Source organism: Thermodesulfomicrobium sp. WS (assembly GCF_027925145.1).
In the GTDB taxonomy this organism is placed as follows: Bacteria; Desulfobacterota; Desulfovibrionia; order Desulfovibrionales; family Desulfomicrobiaceae; genus Thermodesulfomicrobium.
The window spans coordinates 1,168,448-1,185,004 of sequence record NZ_AP027130.1 but is presented as its reverse complement, the minus strand read 5'-3'; the positions used below and the strand labels follow the sequence as shown (position 1 = coordinate 1,185,004).

At 65.2% G+C, this 16,557-nt stretch carries 17 protein-coding genes; 14 read left to right on the top strand and 3 right to left on the bottom strand.

Features of this window, described 5'->3' with window-relative positions; translation table 11 throughout:
• Positions 1-9 precede the first annotated feature (9 nt).
• The 9 genes from QMF81_RS05730 to dapA all read left to right on the top strand — a co-directional run bounded on the left by QMF81_RS05730 (position 10) and on the right by dapA (position 7,682).
• Complete coding sequence (locus QMF81_RS05730) at positions 10-828, top strand: hemolysin family protein (protein WP_281749772.1); 819 nt, start codon at positions 10-12, stop codon at positions 826-828.
• On the top strand, positions 785-2,350 hold the full coding sequence (gene lnt / locus QMF81_RS05725; RefSeq protein ID WP_281749771.1) for an apolipoprotein N-acyltransferase: 1,566 nt from the start codon (positions 785-787) through the stop codon (positions 2,348-2,350). Before QMF81_RS05730 ends, lnt begins: the two co-directional genes overlap by 44 nt.
• Positions 2,334-3,450, top strand: a protein-coding gene (gene prfB / locus QMF81_RS05720; RefSeq protein WP_281749770.1) for a peptide chain release factor 2 whose coding sequence is annotated in 2 segments (ribosomal slippage) — positions 2,334-2,408 and positions 2,410-3,450 — 1,116 coding nt in all. Because the reading frame shifts where the segments join, the coding sequence is not laid out codon by codon here. Before lnt ends, prfB begins: the two co-directional genes overlap by 17 nt.
• On the top strand, positions 3,410-4,255 hold the full coding sequence (locus QMF81_RS05715) for a GGDEF domain-containing protein (protein ID WP_281749769.1): 846 nt from the start codon (positions 3,410-3,412) through the stop codon (positions 4,253-4,255). Before prfB ends, QMF81_RS05715 begins: the two co-directional genes overlap by 41 nt.
• A 9-nt stretch (positions 4,256-4,264) precedes the next feature.
• Positions 4,265-5,074 (top strand): MinD/ParA family protein, encoded by an 810-nt coding sequence (locus tag QMF81_RS05710; protein WP_281749768.1) that lies wholly within the window; start codon positions 4,265-4,267, stop codon positions 5,072-5,074.
• Complete coding sequence (locus tag QMF81_RS05705) at positions 5,071-5,193, top strand: hypothetical protein (protein WP_281749767.1); 123 nt, start codon at positions 5,071-5,073, stop codon at positions 5,191-5,193. The genes QMF81_RS05710 and QMF81_RS05705 overlap by 4 nt, the downstream gene beginning before the upstream one ends.
• Positions 5,194-5,256: 63 nt before the next feature.
• Complete coding sequence (locus QMF81_RS05700; protein WP_281749766.1) at positions 5,257-5,883, top strand: hypothetical protein; 627 nt, start codon at positions 5,257-5,259, stop codon at positions 5,881-5,883.
• 68 nt (positions 5,884-5,951) lie between these two features.
• On the top strand, positions 5,952-6,770 hold the full coding sequence (dapF, locus tag QMF81_RS05695; protein WP_281752875.1) for a diaminopimelate epimerase: 819 nt from the start codon (positions 5,952-5,954) through the stop codon (positions 6,768-6,770).
• Positions 6,771-6,803: 33 nt separating this feature from the next.
• Positions 6,804-7,682 (top strand): 4-hydroxy-tetrahydrodipicolinate synthase, encoded by an 879-nt coding sequence (dapA, locus tag QMF81_RS05690; protein WP_281752873.1) that lies wholly within the window; start codon positions 6,804-6,806, stop codon positions 7,680-7,682.
• 32 nt (positions 7,683-7,714) lie between these two features.
• On the opposite strand, the gene pyrR is transcribed toward dapA, so the two are convergent.
• Positions 7,715-8,245, bottom strand: coding sequence for a bifunctional pyr operon transcriptional regulator/uracil phosphoribosyltransferase PyrR (pyrR, locus tag QMF81_RS05685; protein WP_281752871.1), 531 nt, complete (start codon positions 8,243-8,245; stop codon positions 7,715-7,717).
• A gap of 70 nt (positions 8,246-8,315) precedes the next feature.
• Here pyrR and QMF81_RS05680 point away from each other — a divergent pair, with 70 nt between their 5' ends.
• From QMF81_RS05680 to QMF81_RS05670, 3 genes are read left to right on the top strand one after another with little or no spacing between them, the layout of a single operon-like run.
• Complete coding sequence (locus QMF81_RS05680; protein WP_281752869.1) at positions 8,316-9,467, top strand: SPFH domain-containing protein; 1,152 nt, start codon at positions 8,316-8,318, stop codon at positions 9,465-9,467.
• A 12-nt stretch (positions 9,468-9,479) separates the two neighbouring features.
• Positions 9,480-9,929 (top strand): PPC domain-containing DNA-binding protein, encoded by a 450-nt coding sequence (locus QMF81_RS05675; RefSeq protein ID WP_281752867.1) that lies wholly within the window; start codon positions 9,480-9,482, stop codon positions 9,927-9,929.
• Entirely contained in the window at positions 9,926-11,125 is a 1,200-nt protein-coding gene (locus QMF81_RS05670; RefSeq protein WP_281752865.1) for a hypothetical protein, read from the top strand. Before QMF81_RS05675 ends, QMF81_RS05670 begins: the two co-directional genes overlap by 4 nt.
• Positions 11,126-11,420: 295 nt before the next feature.
• Here QMF81_RS05670 and QMF81_RS05665 read toward each other — a convergent pair whose 3' ends face one another.
• Both QMF81_RS05665 and QMF81_RS05660 read right to left on the bottom strand, forming a co-directional pair.
• Positions 11,421-13,403: a monovalent cation:proton antiporter family protein gene (locus QMF81_RS05665; protein WP_281752863.1), complete on the bottom strand. Its 1,983-nt coding sequence runs from the start codon at positions 13,401-13,403 to the stop codon at positions 11,421-11,423.
• A 129-nt stretch (positions 13,404-13,532) separates the two neighbouring features.
• Positions 13,533-14,546 carry a diguanylate cyclase gene (locus QMF81_RS05660; RefSeq protein WP_281752861.1) on the bottom strand — a complete coding sequence of 338 codons (1,014 nt, stop codon included), beginning with the start codon at positions 14,544-14,546 and terminating at the stop codon, positions 13,533-13,535.
• A 142-nt stretch (positions 14,547-14,688) separates the two neighbouring features.
• Between QMF81_RS05660 and QMF81_RS05655 the strand changes: the two genes are divergently transcribed.
• Together QMF81_RS05655 and QMF81_RS05650 are read left to right on the top strand one after the other, a co-directional pair.
• Positions 14,689-15,147, top strand: coding sequence for a hypothetical protein (locus tag QMF81_RS05655; protein WP_281752859.1), 459 nt, complete (start codon positions 14,689-14,691; stop codon positions 15,145-15,147).
• Between the two features lie 61 nt (positions 15,148-15,208).
• Positions 15,209-16,543, top strand: a complete 1,335-nt coding sequence (locus QMF81_RS05650; protein WP_281752857.1) for a 4Fe-4S dicluster domain-containing protein — start codon at positions 15,209-15,211, stop codon at positions 16,541-16,543.
• Positions 16,544-16,557 lie beyond the last annotated feature (14 nt).

The window sequence follows — 16,557 nt, the reverse complement described above, 5'->3', positions numbered from 1 at the left end:
GCATACTTTATGGACGAAGGTTCCGACAGTCGCCTGTGGGACGGCATCAAACGCTTGTTTTCCCGCAAGACGGATTGTCAGGTGGAGGACGCCATCATGGAGGCCAAGGACGACGGCGAAATCGCCACGGACGAGGCATCCATGATGCTCAATATCCTCCAATTGGCCGACAAACAGGCCTATGAAATCATGGTCCCGCGCACGGACATCGTCTGTGTGGAGGTGGACGAGACCATCCCGGAGATCGCCCGCAAGGTCTTTGAAAGCGGTCATTCCCGGCTACCGGTGTACCGCGAGACCAAAGACCAGATCATCGGCATTCTCCATTGCAAAGAGCTGCTGCGCTTTTTCGTGGACGAACCCAGCGCCCCGCCTTCGCTGGAAGCGGTCTTGCGGCCGCCACTGTTCATCCCGGAGACGAAAAACGTCCGCGACATCCTGCTCGACTTCCAGAGCCACAAACAACATCTGGCCATCGTCCTGGACGAATACGGCGGCACCGCCGGCTTGGTGACTTTGGAAGACGTGCTCGAAGAAATCGTCGGCGACATCGAGGACGAATACGACCCGCCTCGGCCTGCGGAAATCCAGCCCCAAGAGGATGGGGCATTTCTGGTGGCCGGGAGGACCCCCCTGGAAGACCTGGCCGAAGAAACCGGCATCCGCCTGGAATCCGAAGAAGTGGAAACCGTCGGCGGGTACATCACCGAACACCTGGGCCGAGTTCCTTCCACGGGAGAGGTCTGCCAGATCGACAAGGTGGAATTCACCATCAAGGAAGCCGATGCCAAGCAGATCCATTGGGTGCGGGTCGCCGTGGCGGCGTAAGCTCGCTTGCGCCGCCCTCGGGGCCACCCTCGCCTGCGCCTTGAGTTTTTCGCTGCTGCCTGGAACCTTTCCCCCAGCCATTGTGCTGCTCCCCATGGCCCTTGCGGCGGTGGGCGCATCCGCCCCCTCTCTTGGGGCGGCCTGGCGCTGGGGGCTTACCGTCAGTCTTCCAGGCTACAGCCTTGCCCTTACCTGGGTCATGGTGCCGGTACAGACGGAAGGAGGGCTCCCCTTCTTCCTGGCAGCGCCCTGCCCGGTGCTCTTGGGCGCGCTGCTGGCGGCCTATGCCGGGCTCTTTTCCTTCGCCGTCTTTTTCCTCAAGGACCACGCCCAGTCCCCATGGACCCCCATGACCCTGGGGGCGGTGTGGGCAAGTCTCGAACTTGGCCGGGGCGTACTCTTCACCGGATTTCCATGGCTCGTGCTTGCCCAAGCCCTGGTCCCCTGGCCGTGGACCCTCGGCCTTGCCCGCTGGATCGGGGCCTTTGGCCTCTCCGGGATGCTGGCCGCAGCAGGGAGTATCCTCGTCTTGTGGACAGGACGGCGGCGCTTGTGGGCCCTTGTGCCTGCGGGGATCATGCTCCTTCCCCTCGCCTTCCCGCTGCCCGAGCCTTTAGCGACGCTCACCGCCGCCTTGGTGCAGGGCAATATCGACCAAGGCCAAAAATGGGACCCCACGCTGCAGGAAGCCATCCTCGACACCTATCTTGGTCTTTCCCGGCAAGCGGCACAGAACCACCCAGACCTCATCATCTGGCCGGAGACCGCCACTCCCTTCCATCCGCAAGACCCCGGCCCGCTTGTGGACCGGCTCCACGCCGAGGCCGCGTCCTGGAAAACACCGCTGCTCTTCGGCGCCCCGGCCTATTCGCTGGTGGAAACGGCGCCACCCACCTACGTTCTGCACAACCGCGCCTATCTGCTGGGCCGCGACGGCAAGCAGGTCGCGTGGTATGACAAAGAACACCTCGTGCCCTTCGGCGAGTACGTCCCTTGGGGCAACTGGCTCCCCTTTCTCTCCAAGCTCGTGCCCGGAGACTACGAGTTCGCGCCCAGTGCCGCCACCGCGCCGCTCCCCCTTTCCCGCGACGTGCGTCTGGGCGTGCTCATCTGCTACGAGGCCATCTTCCCGGAGCTTGCCCGCGACCGGATCCGCGACGGGGCGTCCATTTTGGTGAACATCAGCAATGACGCCTGGTTCGGTGACTCCGCCGCCCCGCGCCAGCACCTGGCGCTTACCGCACTGCGGGCCGTGGAATCCGGCCGGGCCATCTTTCGCGCCACCAACACCGGCATCACCGCAGCCATCGCTCCGGACGGGACCATCCTCAAGACCCTTCCCCAGTTTACGCCGTCGGTCCTGGTCGCCGAACTTCCTGTATTGACAAGCACCACCGTTTACCATCAGCATTTTTGGCGCATTCACGGGGCCTTCATGCTCATCGCCGTCGGCGGGCTCTTGGTCCGCTTCCTCCGGCCCCAACTCCTGAAAAGGAAACACCACCATGCTGCAATATCCTGAACTCAAGGCACGGGCCACCGCCCTGGACGCCCAATTCCACGACCTCTGGGGGCGTCTTTGACCTCTCCCGGCATACGGAGCGCTTGCACGAAATCGAACGACTCCTCGCCGCCCCGGGTGCTTGGGACCGGCCAGACGCCCTCACCCCCGTCTTGCGGGAAAAGACCCAGCTGGAAAGCACCATCGCCTCCTGGGAGGCGTTGCGGGACGCCCACACCGCCATGGGCGAGTGGCTGGACTTGGCCACTGAGGAAGAAACCCCGGAGGTACTCGAAGCCCTGAACGAGGCCATCGAGACCCTGGCAGGGGCCTTGGAAAGCGTGCAAATGCGCACCCTGCTTGGAGAGCCTGAAGACGGGGCCGACGCCATCCTCGAGATCCACCCCGGTGCAGGCGGTACCGAATCCCAGGACTGGGCGGAAATGCTGCTGCGCATGTACCGCCGCTTTGCCGAGCGCAAAGGGTTCCGCACCGAAATCATGGACTTCTTGCCGGGCGACGAGGCCGGCATCAAAAGCGTCACCATGCAGGTGAGCGGACCCTACGCCTATGGCCTCCTCAAGGCGGAAAAAGGCACGCATCGCCTCATCCGCATCTCGCCCTTCGATGCCAGCGGCCGGCGGCATACCTCTTTCGCCTCGGTGGACGTGTATCCAGCGGCCAGTGACGAGATCGCGATCGAAATCCGCGAGGAAGACCTGCGCATCGACATCTTCCGCTCTTCCGGCCCTGGCGGACAGTCGGTGAACACCACGGATTCCGCAGTGCGCATCACCCATCTGCCCACAGGCATCGCGGTCCAATGCCAGAATGAAAAGTCCCAGCACAAGAACAAGGAAACCGCCCTCAAGGTCTTGAAGGCCCGACTTTTGGAGCTGGAACTGGAAAAACGGGCCGCGGAGCGCCAGGCGGAATACGCCGCCAAGGGGGCCATCGCCTTTGGTTCGCAGATCCGCACCTACACCCTCCAGCCCTACCGGCTGGTGAAAGACCACCGCACCGGGACGGAAACCAGCAACGTGGACGCCGTGCTCGACGGTGCCCTGGATAGCTTCATCCATGCCTACCTCCTCCACCTCCATGCTCAACGCGCCGCTTGACCCTGCCCACATCGAGGCGCTGACCGCCGAGCTGCAGCGCATCGACGCGCTCGTGCGCCAACACGCCTCCGGTACGGACCATACCGTGCTCGCCCGCTTGGCGCCCGGCCTGGACCACGAAACCTGGCGGCAGGTGGCCCTGGCCCACGGCCTTGGCCATTGGCTGCGCATCGTCCCAGGCGCCGAGGCCGAGGCCTTGGCGGAGCTTACCCGCCACCTGGAAACCTTGCAGGCCGAACGCCACCGCGACCCCCTCACCGGGCTTCCCAACCGCGGTGCTTTTACCTCCGCCTTGGCCCTGGAGATGGAGCGCACCCGGCGCACCGGCGCGCCGGTGAGCCTCGCCATCCTCGACGTGGATGATTTCAAACGCTTCAACGACACTTACGGGCACCCCTGCGGCGACGCGGTGCTGGGCGCCGTGGCGCACACGCTGCAAACCTCGGTGCGCCGTCTGGACACCGCGGCCCGCCTGGGCGGCGAAGAGTTCGCCCTCATCCTGCCGGCCACCAGCCGCGCCCGCGCCATGGGCATGGTGGAACGCATCCTGGCGGCCATCCGACAGACCTCGATCCTGTGGGAGGGAAAGCCCCTCAGCGTGACCTGCTCCGCCGGCGTGGCCACTGCCCGAGGCAAAGGCAGCGACGTCAGCCCGGACGCCCTGTACGCAGAAGCCGACCGCGCCCTGTACGCGGCCAAGGCAGCGGGCAAGAACCGAGTGGAGGCAGGCAAAGAACTGGGGCGCGAGAAGGAAGAGGCCGCCCTGGTGCACCACGATGAAAAACGTTTTCTCTTTCGCAAATAAGGAGCCCCTATGCAGCCCAACCGCACCATGAGCATCGCCATCGTCAGCGGCAAAGGGGGGGTAGGCAAGACCAACATCGCCCTCAACACGGCCCTGGCCCTGGGAAGTCTCGGGCATCGGGTCCTGCTTCTGGACGCGGACCTGGGTCTGGCCAACGTGGACGTGCTCCTCGGCATTGCCCCAGAGCACACCATCCATGACCTCACCCGGGGCGTACCCGCCGAAGAGGTGCTCGTCTCCCTGGACGACCAGGTGGATCTGCTGCCTTCGGCCTCCGGGGTGGCGGACCTCGACGACATGGACGAGGACGCCCAGACCGCGCTTATGGGCCGCTTGCACGAGCTCTTTGCCGGCTACGACTTTCTTCTTCTCGACCTGGGTGCAGGCATCAGCCCCACGGTCATCAACCTCGCCGCCATGCCGCAAGAGCGGGCCGTGGTCATCACCCCGGAGCCCACGTCGCTGACCGATGGCTACGCCCTCATCAAGGTGCTGCTCACCCAGCGGGGCATCAAAAACTTCCATGTCATCGTGAACATGGCGGAAAATCCCCAAGAAGGCCAGGCGGCCTTCGAGCGCCTCCAGCTCGCCTGCCGGCGATTCCTCGATTTGGGCATCCGGCTTATGGGCATCATCCCCCGGGACCCCAAGATCGCCGACGCAGTGCGCGAACAAACCCCCTTTCTCCGCCTGGCCCCGGATTGTCCGGCCGCCCGCGCCACCCGCGCCATGGCCGAAGACCTGTCCCACAGGCGTGAGCGCCTGCAGGAGCTCATTGCCCGCTCTCCCATCCTCAAACCCTTTCCGAGCCAACCATGATCACCCGCATCCTGCTTCTGCTCTCGGCCCTTGTCTGTCTGGGCTCTGCCGCCCACGGGGAGACAACCCTCCTCTACACCGCCGAGACCCGCGGCCAGGCCCTGCCCTGCCCGGTTTGAGGGGGACATACCCTCGGCGGGCTGGCCCGGCGGGCCACCATCTTTCACGAGCGCCCCGATGCCGTGCGCATCGCCGGAGCGCATGAATTCTTGGGTGAAAGCGCTCCAGAGCCAGCGCATCTGCGCCGTCTTGCCCAGGCATTTGCGCGCCTGGACTACGACCTCGTGGCCGTCACGCCCACCGAAGACGAGGCCCTCGGCGCCGCCAAGGCAGACCTCTCCCGCCAGGTGTTTGGGGCCGCTCCCACGCTCTCCTTGCACACGACTCCCGAGGGCACCCTCGCCATCATCCTGTTTCCGGCAATGCCGGAAACGGACCGCCGTGGCGACGCCACCTTCCGCATGGCCCAAGCGGCACGCCAAAAGGCCGGGGTGGTCATCGGGGTGTCTGCCTGGGGGGCGGATGCGGAAGAGGCCTGGCTCACGGCCCATCCCGAGGCCCTGGATATCCTGCTGGGCGCAGGGCCGGGTCCTGGTTCCGGCGGACTTTTCGTCGGCAACGGTGCTACCGTGTGGATGCGTCCCTACGCTGACGGCAAGACCGTGGGAGAAATCCGCATCCAGAAGTTTCCGCCTGCAGGGACCAAGGCCACCTGGCGGCCCGGAGACAACATTTCCGCCACGGCCATCCCCCTCACCCACTTCGTGGCAGACGACCCAGAGATCACCGCAATCGTCACCGCGCCGTAATCAATCAGGGCGTCCCGTCCCTTGTTTTTCTTTCCTTTTTCCTCTAACCCCTCCTGCCAGAGGCACTCATGAAGACGATCCCCTTTTATAAGATGCATGGCAGCGGCAATGACTTCATCCTCCTGGACAACCGCGAGCTGGCATTGTCCCCCGAAGTCATGCCCCTCTGGGCCAAGGCCCTGTGTCGGCGCGCCTTTTCCGTGGGCGCCGACGGGCTCATCGTCCTGGAGCCGGCAGACGCGGGTGCCGACGTCCGCTGGCATTTCTTCAATGCCGACGGCTCCCGGGCGGAGATGTGCGGCAATGGCTCGCGCTGCGCCGCGGCCTTGGCCCACCGGCTGGGCATGGCACCGGCCACGTTGACCTTGGCCACCGACGCCGGTCCGGTGCGCGCCCAGGTCTTTGCCGAAACCGATGAAGTGCAGGTGCAGCTCACTGAGCTTAGAGACCTGCAACTGGACATGGCCCTTGACGTGGACGGCACGACCGTAACGGTCCACTTTGCCAACACCGGCGTTCCCCACGCCGTGGTTTTGGTCCCCGATGTGGCGGCGGTGGACGTGGCCCGCATGGGCCGCGCCCTGCGTTTCCACCCGGCCTTCGCCCCGGCCGGCACCAACGCCAACTTCGCCCAAGTGATCGATCGAGGACGGCTGCTCCTCCGCACGTACGAGCGCGGTGTGGAGGCCGAGACCTACGCCTGCGGCACCGGCGCGGCAGCCACGGCCGCGGTGGCCCATGCCTTGGGGCTGACCGACGAAGCCGTGCGCCTCACCACCTCCGGGGGCGAGGAGCTCGGTGTCACGGTGCGCGGCACCCAACTCCAACTCCGAGGCAAGGCGGTCTTTGTCTTTCGCGGGGAGCTGCCCGCACCGCCCACGCCATAACCCCAACCCCACGTGCCAAAGGGAGGCAGGAACATGGAATTCAAAGGAGCGTTCACCGCCCTGGTCACGCCGTTTTCCCAGGGCCGCGTCGACGAAGAGGCCTACCGGAACCTCATCGAATGGCAGATCGAGCAGGGCATCCATGGCGTGGTCCCCTGCGGCACCACCGGCGAATCCGCCACCTTGAGTCACGAGGAACACAAGCGGGTCATCCGCATCTGCGTGGAGCAGGTGCGCGGCCGGGTGCCGGTGCTCGCGGGAGCCGGATCCAACAACACTACCGAGGCCGTGGAACTGGCCCGCTTCGCCAAGGAGGCCGGGGCCGATGGGGCGCTGCTCATCACCCCGTACTACAACAAACCCACCCAAGAAGGCCTCTACCAGCACTTCCGGCGTATCGCCCAGGAAGTGCCCATGCCTTACGTACTCTACAACGTGCCCGGCCGTACCGCTACCAACCTGCTGCCTGCCACCGTGGCCCGTCTGGCCAAGGATATCCCGGAAGTCATCGGCATCAAGGAGGCCACCGGCGACCTCAACCAGGTCTCCCAGGTGCTCGAACTGTGCGGCCCGGATTTTCAGGTGCTCTCCGGCGATGACTTCACCGTGCTGCCGCTTCTCTCCATCGGCGGGTGCGGGGTCATCTCCGTGGTGTCCAACGTGGTGCCCGCCAAGATGAGTGGGCTGTGCACCGCCTGGCAGCGGGGGGACATCGCCCAGGCCCGTAGCTACCACTTTGAGCTGGCGGCCTACGCGCGCATGATGTTCCTGGAGACCAACCCCATCCCGGTGAAGACGGCCCTCTCCATGATGGGCAAGATCCAATTGGAATTGCGCCTGCCCTTGGTGCCCATGAACGAGGCCCACACAGGCCAGATGCGCGACTTTCTCGCCGAGAAAGGACTGCTATGAAACGCGCAGGAGCAAGCCCGGCGGCGCTCCGCCTACGGGGCTTGCTCCAAAAGCACCATGTCTTCGCCGTCACGCTCGGCCGTGAGCACGTTCACCTGCTCCCGCCGCGCCGTGTCCAAACGCTTGCCCACCCAATCGGCGTGGATGGGGAGTTCGCGGTGACCGCGGTCCACCAACACCGCAAGCTTCACCGCCCGGGGCCGGCCGAAATCCAGCAGCGCCTCCAGGGCGGCGCGGGTGGTGCGGCCGGTAAAGAGCACGTCGTCCACCAGCACGACGATCTTGTCTTCCAAGGGAAAATCGATGTGGGTGGCGTTGATGGACGGCGCTGCCTCGGTGGTGGTCCAGTCGTCCCGGTAGAGGTTGATGTCGAGCTCCCCGCAGGGCACTGGAACACCGCTTTTGGCCGACAGGATCCGGGCCAAGCGCGCAGCCAAGTCCACACCGCGCCGCTGCACACCCACCAGGGCCAAATCCGCAGGGTCCACGTGTTCCAGGATCTGGTAGGCCAAGCGTTCCAAAGTGCGGGCCATCTCTTGAGCTGTCATCAAAATTTTTCGCATACCGCCTCCTGGCAAGGGGCTTAGAGGCAAGGCTCTCCCCTGACAAGAGGCAACTGCCACGGAGGATACCATGGGGACCAACAATGTGGTGTTTCTGGAACTCATCGAATGGATGGACGACACGGGCCAGGACATCGCCCGCCGCTTCCCCCAGGAAGGCTCGGGAGAGATCAAGTTCGGCGCCCAGCTCATCGTGCGCGAATCCCAACGCGGCGTCTTTTTCTACAACGGCAAGGCGGTGCACGTCTTCGATCCCGGCCGCCATACCCTGAAGACCGCCAACATCCCCATCCTCAACAAGATCATGGGCATCCCCTGGGGCCTGACGAGCCCCTTGCGCGCCGAGGCCTACATCGTCTCCACCCGCATCTTTCCCAACCTGCGCTGGGGCACCCGCGAGCCCGTGGCCTTCAAGGACACCGAATTCGGCCTCATCCGCCTGCGCGCCTACGGGGTATTCAACATCCAGGTGGTGCAGCCGCTGCTCTTCATCAACTCTCTGGTAGGCACCATGCCTTCTTTCGGCGTCACCGATGTGGCCGACTACCTGGGCCGGGTCATCGTCTCGCGTTTCAACGACTTCATGGGTGAGGAGCTCAAGACCATTCTGGAACTCCCCGGCCGCTACGACGAGTGGTCCGAAGGGCTCACCCAGCGCCTGCGCCAAGACTTCGCCCGCTTCGGCCTGGCCCTCGATCAGCTCTTCATCAATGCCGTCACCCCGCCGCCCGAAGTGCAAAAGGCCATGGACGACCGCACCAAGCTCGGCATGTTCGGCGACATGAACCGCTACATGCAGCTCAAGGCCGCCGCCGCCCTGGAAAAGGCGGCGCAAAACCAGGGGAGTGCGGGCGAATCCATGGGCATGGGCATAGGCTTCATGATGCCGTCCCTCATGGCGCAATGCATGGGCGCAGCCCTGCAGCAGCCCCAGGGCGTCCCGCAAGCGCCCTCAAGCTCCCCGGCCCTCAGCTGCCCGGAATGCCACGCCCCCATCCGACCGGAAGACCGCTTCTGCCCGGCCTGCGGGCACCAATTGGTGGTATTTACCCAATGCGCCCACTGCGGCAAAAACCTCACCCCGGGGGCCCGGTTCTGCCCACGCTGCGGGGAAAAGGTGGAGACCCAGCCCCCCCAAAGCCAGCGCTGCGGCCATTGTGGCGGCGAGAACCTGCCGGATGCCCGTTTCTGCAACCATTGCGGCGAACGCCTGCAGTCTTGAGAGGAGGAGACGATGCAATATGCCATCGGACACGTGGGCCGCGTGGTGGTGGCCCGATTCGAAGACCACGACGACATCCTCGCCGGTCTCACGGACATCGCCCGGCGGGAAAACATCCGCGCCGCAGTGATCCATCTGGTGGGCGGCGTGCGCCAAGGGGCCGTAGTGGTGGGCCCGCAGGACGACGCCCAGATGCCGCCGGAACCCATCTGGCGGCAGGTGGCGGAAAGCCACGAATGCGTGGCCACAGGGACCATCTTTTGGGATCACGACGAGCCCAAGGTACATCTCCACATGGCCTTGGGCAAAAAAGACACCGTCACCGTCGGCTGCCTGCGCAAGGACTCGGCCACGTTCGTGGTGCTGGAGGCCATTCTTCTGGAAATCGTGGGGACCCCAGCGCGACGCGAGTTTGACCCTGCCTCAGGTCTCGCTCTTTTGCGCGTGGATGCCGGCGCATGACCCCAGGGGCCTTGGAACATGCCTGCCCCCAATGCGGGGCGCCCGTGGAGCTTGCGGACACCGCCGCCCTTTTCGACTGCCCGTTTTGCCGGGCGCGGCTCGCCATCGTCCATGGCGGCGCCCCTGCGCTGTATCTTCCTGCACACACGGATGCCGAGACCGCAGTCTACCTCCCTTACTGGCGGCTGCGCGGCATCGTGCTCTCCGCGGACATCCCCGGGGTGCGCGGCCGCCTCTTCGACGCCTCCTTGGCCGCGCACCAAGTCCCCAATACTCCTGCCACCCTGGGACTGCGGCCCCAGGCCATGACACTGCGCTTCGTGGAGCCCCACACCCCAGGAGTCTTCCTCGCCCCCACGGCCAGCGCCTCGGCCCTGCGCCGCGCACAGACCGCAGGTGAGGGGCGCATCAGCGCCTGCCTGGCGGAATCCACCTCGCTGGTGTTCTTACCGGTCACCGCCCAAAACGGCCGACTGGTGGACGGAATCTCCGGCGACGACCTGGGGCCTGTCCCCGAAGTCCTTGCATCTCCCAAGCAAAGCTACACCCCAACCCTCTCCTTCCAGGCCGCCCTCTGCCCCCAATGTGCCTTTGAACTGGCCGGGGACGCCGCAAGCCGCGTGCAGATCTGCCACCATTGCCAAACAGTATGGGAAGTGACCGCCCAGGGCGTCGTGCCCTGCACGGCACGCTTCGCGCCCCGCGCCGAAGAAACCGTGGATGTGTGGCTCCCCTTCTGGTCCATGGAGGTGCGCACCACGGGATTTTCGCTCCAAACCTGGGCCGATCTGGTGGAGCTTGCCGGCCTTCCCCGGGTGGTGCAGCCGTGGATGCGCTCCCGCGCCTTCCAGTTCCGCATCCCGGCGTTCAAGATCCGGCCGGAACTCTTCACCCAGCTCACCCAACAGGCAACGCTCAGCCCCCTCGCCGCAGAGCCGCTGCCCACCTTGCCCCAAGACCCCCTGTTCCCGGTCACCCTCGCACCGCAGGAGGCGGCGCGCATCCTGGCCGTGGTCCTGGTGGCCTTGTCTCCCGCCCGCAAACGCCTCCTGGAGCACATCCGCGGCGGCCGCATCCAACCGGTCGCCTACGCCGTGGAATACCTGCCCTTTGTGCGCACGCCCACCGAGCTCCTCCAGCTGGACCTCAACTTCGCCCTGCCTGTCTCGGCCCTCACCTGGGCGCGGAGTCTCTAGCGCTCCGTTTGCCCTCTTTGGGCCACGGTTCCTCACAAGCGCAGGGCAAATGCGTCTGCCCTGCCGACACTAACTGCATCAATGCCTGGGATCCCCAGGACCATGCGTGGCTGCACCCGAAGGGGCTTGGGAGGAGCCCACATCCCCGCGCCCCCCACTGACGGACGATTGGGGACGCGCCCGCGGCACCGCGACCTGCCTGCCGCAGCGAGGGCACCGCTGCGCCTCCCGCGGCAGCAAGGCGCCACAGGCAGGGCACGAAACCTCCTTCTTGGAAAAAAGCTGGCGCAGCATCTCAATGAGCAGCATCTTTTCCTCCCTGGCCGCGAAAAAGCGCCACTGCCCCGCTTACGGCCTCAAGACTCCCCACCAAATACACCACATCCCCGACGGCAAACCGCCAATCCGCCCCAGGCGCCAGAATGTCCTCCTGCCCCCGGCGCACCGCCGCCACGGTCACGCCATGGCGCTGCCGCAAGGCACTCTCCGCCAGGGTGCTCCCCTCCACAAACGATCCAGGCTCCACGCGCACGGCCGTGACGTCCAAGGTAGAACACACGCCCCCCACAGGGCACGAGGGGGCAAGGCGTTGCGGGGCGCGCAGATCGGCGTAGCCCTGGGCCCGAAACCGGCGCTCCAACCGGGCGATGTCGTCGAGAGGCACCATATAGGCGGCGAGCACCCGCACCAGGACCTCGATGGCCGACTCGTATTCCTCCACCACCACATCCTGGGCCCCTGCCGCCAAAAGAGTTTCGATTTCCGCGACATAGCGGGTACGCACCACAAGATGCAGGCCGGGATGCAGCTGTCGGGCCACCATCACGGCCCGCTGTACCGCCGCCGGATCGGACACGAGGATGGCCATGGCCCGGGCGTGCTCGATGTTCCAATGGGAAAGCACCGCCGGCTGGGTGACATCTCCAAAGGCGATGGGCACTCCATGGGCGCGCTCCCGGCGCACGGTCTCGGGGTTCATCTCCAAGACCACGTAGGGGATGCCGGATTCTTGGGCCACCTGGGCCACATAGCGACCACCGACGCCATAGCCCGCGATGATAAGATGATCACGCAGCATGGCCTTGGGCTCCGAGGCGCTGGGGACGCCTCCGGGCATGGCCGTCAACCGCGCCCCCAAACGAGGCAGCCAGGCAATGAGTGTGGGAGTGACGGCCATGGACAGGATGGCCACGGAAAGGAAGATCTGAAATTCGGCGGTTTCCAGAAGCCCGTGCTGCATGCCGATGCCTGCGAGCACGAAGGAGAACTCCCCGATCTGAAAAAGGGCCAAACCTGCCAGCAAGGCGGTACGCAGCGGATAGCGCAGACACACCCCGGCCACGCACCCCACCGTCACCTTGATGACGGCAAGCGCCCCCAGCAGCCCGAGGATGAACGGCCACGAAGCACCAAACATCCGCGGATCGAAAAGCATGCCCACGGACATGAAAAACACGCTGGTAAAGACGTCCCGGAAGGGCACGATGGCATCCACCACCGAGTGGCTCACCTCGGAGTCGCTCACCACCAAACCCGCCAAAAACGCCCCAAGCGAAAGCGACAGGCCCAAATACCCCGTGATCCAAGCAATGCCCAAGCACAGGGCAAGCACGGTCAAGAGCAAAAGCTCGCGGCTGCGCACCGCCGCCACCCGCACCAAGAGCCAGCGCACCACAAAACGGCCGCCCACCAGGACCAAGCCCCCCACTGCCAGGGTTTTGATGCCCACGCCCAACAGCGCCTGTCCTGGATCCTCCCCAAGACCGGCGAGCAAAGGGATGGCGAGCATCATGGGTGCTACGGCAATATCTTGAAAAAGCAGGGTGCCGATCACGATGCGGCCGTGCGGAGCGCTCATCTGGGCACTCTCTCCCAATGCCTTGAGCACGATGGCGGTGCTGGAAAGGGCCACCAAGAACCCAACCAACAAGGCCTTGGTCCACGTGATGGGCAGCACCCAGAGGACAACTTCCACCAGGGCAAGGCACAGCCCCACGTACACCGCCCCACCCACGAAAATCAGCCGGGCAAAACGGCGTACCTCATCCAAGGACAGTTCCAGGCCAATGACAAAAAGGAGCAGAATAACGCCGAGCTCCGCAAAGACCTCGACTTCATGGGCATCGGCGATCCATCCCATACCGTGGGGGCCTGCCAGCACCCCCGCCACGAGCATGGCCACCACCGGGGGCACCCGCAACCGGTGCCCCACCAGCAAAAGCAGGCAGGCGATCCCAAAAAGCCCGGCCCCATGAGCAAGAAACCCCATCGCGCTCATGCCATCTCCTTCCGCCTCACGCCAATGCGCTGGCGCATCCGCCCAGAGAAACCGGCAGCGCTCTTCCCTGGCATCGATCTCCACCCAGTTGCGGCCGGGCATCCCCCGGACCTGACACCATCGAATACCTCAAGGCTCTGAGTCGGCATCGATCACCACCCGGTTGCGGCCACTTTTCTTGGCCACATACATGGCCTGATCCGCCCGTCGCACGGCCTGCCAAAAGTCTTCCCCGGAGCGCACGACCGCCCCGCCCACACTCACGGTGCAGGGAATACCCGCCAGTGGGGTCTCGGCCACGGCGCGGCGCAACTTCTCGGCGGTTTGCGCCGCCCCGGCACGGTCCGCATTGGGCAGCACCACCAGATATTCTTCACCCCCGTAGCGAAAGATCGCATCCGTGGCGCGCAAATACTCCTGCAAGCGGGCCGCCAGCGCCTGGAGCACGGCATCACCTGCGGCGTGGCCATGCTGGTCGTTGACGGCCTTGAAATGATCGATGTCTACGAAAAGCACCGCCCCGGAAGCCAGTTGGCCGCCACGGGCCACGCGATCCAGGGCACGGCGGTTGCGCAGCCCCGTGAGCCCATCGGTAAGCGCCAGGTGCTCGAGCTTCTGGATCTGCATGTACTTGCCATAATGATAGGCCTCGAGCCCCAAGGTCATGTCCAGAAGCACCACCTTGGTCAGGGCATCGTGAACGACATCCACGCAGGACTCCTGCGTGCACAGCGGCCGCACCAGCTCTTGAAGCGTCAAAAGGTAATGCGAAAATGCGCCCACATACCATGCCGGTTCCACGCCGATGATATAGTGCACATATCCCACTTCCAAACGGCGAAGCGCATACTCCATGTCCCACGGCCCCAACAGCATGGAGGCAAAATGCTTCGCCTGCTTGCGCTTGAGGCGATCCAAGGTCTCGGGCAACTCCAGAAAGCGCCTCGGCCCGGCGAAAGAAAGGAGATGGCCATAGAAGGCATCGGCAAGACGCGGAGGAATTGCCCCCATCTGATCATGTATGGACTGCAACGCCTGGGCATCTTCGGGTCCCAGGCGTAAAAACCGCAATCTCTCGGCAAGGGAGTAGGGAGTGAGCTCAAGATGCGCAGCAATGGTCGCCGCAACGGTGGAAAGACTCATCAATGTCCTCCGATATTGCCCTCCCAAAATGATGGAGCGGATATTTCGTACGAAAAATCTTTCCAAGAGGCAATCCACATCCCCTCATGCATCGGCATGTGCTGTCTTGACACGCCGCGGACTCCCAACGCAGATCCCGGGCATGTCTAGCGTCATGGATTACCTGCGCGCAGCGCCCCTGCCGCATCTGACGACCATCAAGACCATGGCCTTGGGTCTGGGGATCGATGTTTGGCTCAGTGAAGCCAGCGCCCTGCTGCGCCCCCTGCTCGCGGCCGCGGCAGGGTGGGTGGTGCTCCTATGCCAGGCCGACGCCCTGTGCCGCTACCACGAATATCTGCGCCTGCGCCGGATGCTGGAGCGCTACGGCTTTCGCCCCCGCATCCTCACCCCCATGCTGGGCTCCCGCTGCCAGCGGGATGCGGCGCTTCTGGCCGCCCGCAAGACCGGCCATCTCGAAGCGGCCTGGGACATGCTGCGCAGCCGTGGATACCGGGCGTACCACCTCATCCCGGACAGTATCCGCCAGGACCCACGCACCCTGCTGCGCCCTGCCTTTTGGCGCATGACCCTGCTTCCCCGGCAACGCCGCCGGGGATGAAACGCCACCGTTTTTGACCTGCGTCAAAGGCAAAATACGGAGAAGCACGCATCAGCCCCTCATGCAGGCGCACACTTCTTCCTTCCCCTCCATGGGGCTGCGCGTCCTCAGCCTTGGGCTCGCCCTCCTGACCGCCGCCCACTTCCTGCGCTGGAACGCCCCCGGCCAGGCAGCGGCATGCGCCACCCTGGGCCTTGCCGCGGCCCTCGCGCCGCGCCTGCTGCCGCGCCCCTTGGCGCTCCTGCTTTTTGCCGCAGGAGGCGTCTTCTGGGCCCACTTGGGCGTGGAGTTCGCCTTGATGCGCGCTGCTCAAAACCTTCCGTGGCTGCGGCTTATCCTCATCATGGGTAGCGTGAGCCTTGCCTTCGTCGCGGCGGCCTTCAGCGCTGCCCGCACCCGCGCCGGCGACGACTTCGGCCCCCTGGACGGCCCGGCATGGACGAAAACCTTCGCCTTTGTCCTGGTGTGGGGAACCCTTCGCGTCGCACAGGCCAAGGCCCCCATGCCGCTCCTTTTGGGGGAGCGGTTCCTGCCGGGCTCAGCCCCCTGGTGGGAAGTGGCCTTCGGCCTCTATGCGGCCTGGGTCACCGGCGGCCTGCTCGGACCACGAGGGTCCATGCTTCGTGCCCGCATTTGGGCCCTTTTCAGCCTGGTGTTCTTTGGACAACTCTTCTTGGGACTTGCGGGATGGGGCATCTTCCTCATGACCGGCGCGCTGCACCTGCCCATCCCTGCGCTCATCCTCGCCGGCCCGATCTATCGGGGCCACGGGATCTTCATGCTGCTTCTTTTTGGCGCAAGCATCCTGCTCGTGGGGCCGGCCTGGTGCAGCCACCTCTGCTACATCGGCGCCTGGGACCACACCATGGCGCGCCTGGGGCCCCAACGGCCACGCCGACTTCCGGCCTGGGCCCCCAAAGCACGGATGGGAATCTTGGTGCTCACGATACTCGTCCCGGCAGTGCTGCGCGCCAGCGGCGCTGCCACGAGCACCGCGCTTCTTGGGGCAGGTCTTTTTGGCGTCGGCGGCGTAGCGGTCATGGTGCTGGCCTCCCGGCGTCTCGGCACCATGGTGCATTGCACCCTCTGGTGCCCCATGGGACTGGTGGCCAATCTGATGGGGCGCCTGCTTCCCTGGCGCCTGCGCATCACCACCGCCTGCACCCGTTGCGGCCGCTGCCTTCCCACCTGCCGCTACAACGCGCTGAGCATTCAGGACCTCAAAAAAGGCCGGCCCGGGCTCCCGTGCAGCCTCTGCGGCGACTGCGTGCGCGCCTGCCCTCACGGGGCCATGGAATACGCCTATCTTGGTCTCGCCCCCAAGACAGCCCGCCTGGCCTTCACCTGCCTGGCGGCGAGCCTGCACGCCGTGTTCCTGGCAGTCGCACGCATCTAGCATCTCAGGCGCCA

Bases quoted from the DNA above. Each gene is read 5' to 3' on its own strand.
- QMF81_RS05675 (WP_281752867.1), top strand. From the start codon at position 9,480: ATGCAATATGCCATCGGACACGTGGGCCGCGTGGTGGTGGCCCGATTC.
- QMF81_RS05715 (WP_281749769.1), top strand. From the start codon at position 3,410: ATGCCTACCTCCTCCACCTCCATGCTCAACGCGCCGCTTGACCCTGCC.
- QMF81_RS05660 (WP_281752861.1), bottom strand. From the start codon at position 14,546: ATGAGTCTTTCCACCGTTGCGGCGACCATTGCTGCGCATCTTGAGCTC.
- QMF81_RS05670 (WP_281752865.1), top strand. From the start codon at position 9,926: ATGACCCCAGGGGCCTTGGAACATGCCTGCCCCCAATGCGGGGCGCCC.
- QMF81_RS05655 (WP_281752859.1), top strand. From the start codon at position 14,689: ATGTCTAGCGTCATGGATTACCTGCGCGCAGCGCCCCTGCCGCATCTG.
- dapF (WP_281752875.1), top strand. From the start codon at position 5,952: ATGAAGACGATCCCCTTTTATAAGATGCATGGCAGCGGCAATGACTTC.
- dapA (WP_281752873.1), top strand. From the start codon at position 6,804: ATGGAATTCAAAGGAGCGTTCACCGCCCTGGTCACGCCGTTTTCCCAG.
- pyrR (WP_281752871.1), bottom strand. From the start codon at position 8,245: ATGCGAAAAATTTTGATGACAGCTCAAGAGATGGCCCGCACTTTGGAA.
- QMF81_RS05665 (WP_281752863.1), bottom strand. From the start codon at position 13,403: ATGAGCGCGATGGGGTTTCTTGCTCATGGGGCCGGGCTTTTTGGGATC.
- QMF81_RS05710 (WP_281749768.1), top strand. From the start codon at position 4,265: ATGCAGCCCAACCGCACCATGAGCATCGCCATCGTCAGCGGCAAAGGG.
- QMF81_RS05680 (WP_281752869.1), top strand. From the start codon at position 8,316: ATGGGGACCAACAATGTGGTGTTTCTGGAACTCATCGAATGGATGGAC.
- QMF81_RS05705 (WP_281749767.1), top strand. From the start codon at position 5,071: ATGATCACCCGCATCCTGCTTCTGCTCTCGGCCCTTGTCTGTCTGGGC.
- QMF81_RS05650 (WP_281752857.1), top strand. From the start codon at position 15,209: ATGCAGGCGCACACTTCTTCCTTCCCCTCCATGGGGCTGCGCGTCCTC.
- lnt (WP_281749771.1), top strand. From the start codon at position 785: ATGCCAAGCAGATCCATTGGGTGCGGGTCGCCGTGGCGGCGTAAGCTC.
- QMF81_RS05730 (WP_281749772.1), top strand. From the start codon at position 10: ATGGACGAAGGTTCCGACAGTCGCCTGTGGGACGGCATCAAACGCTTG.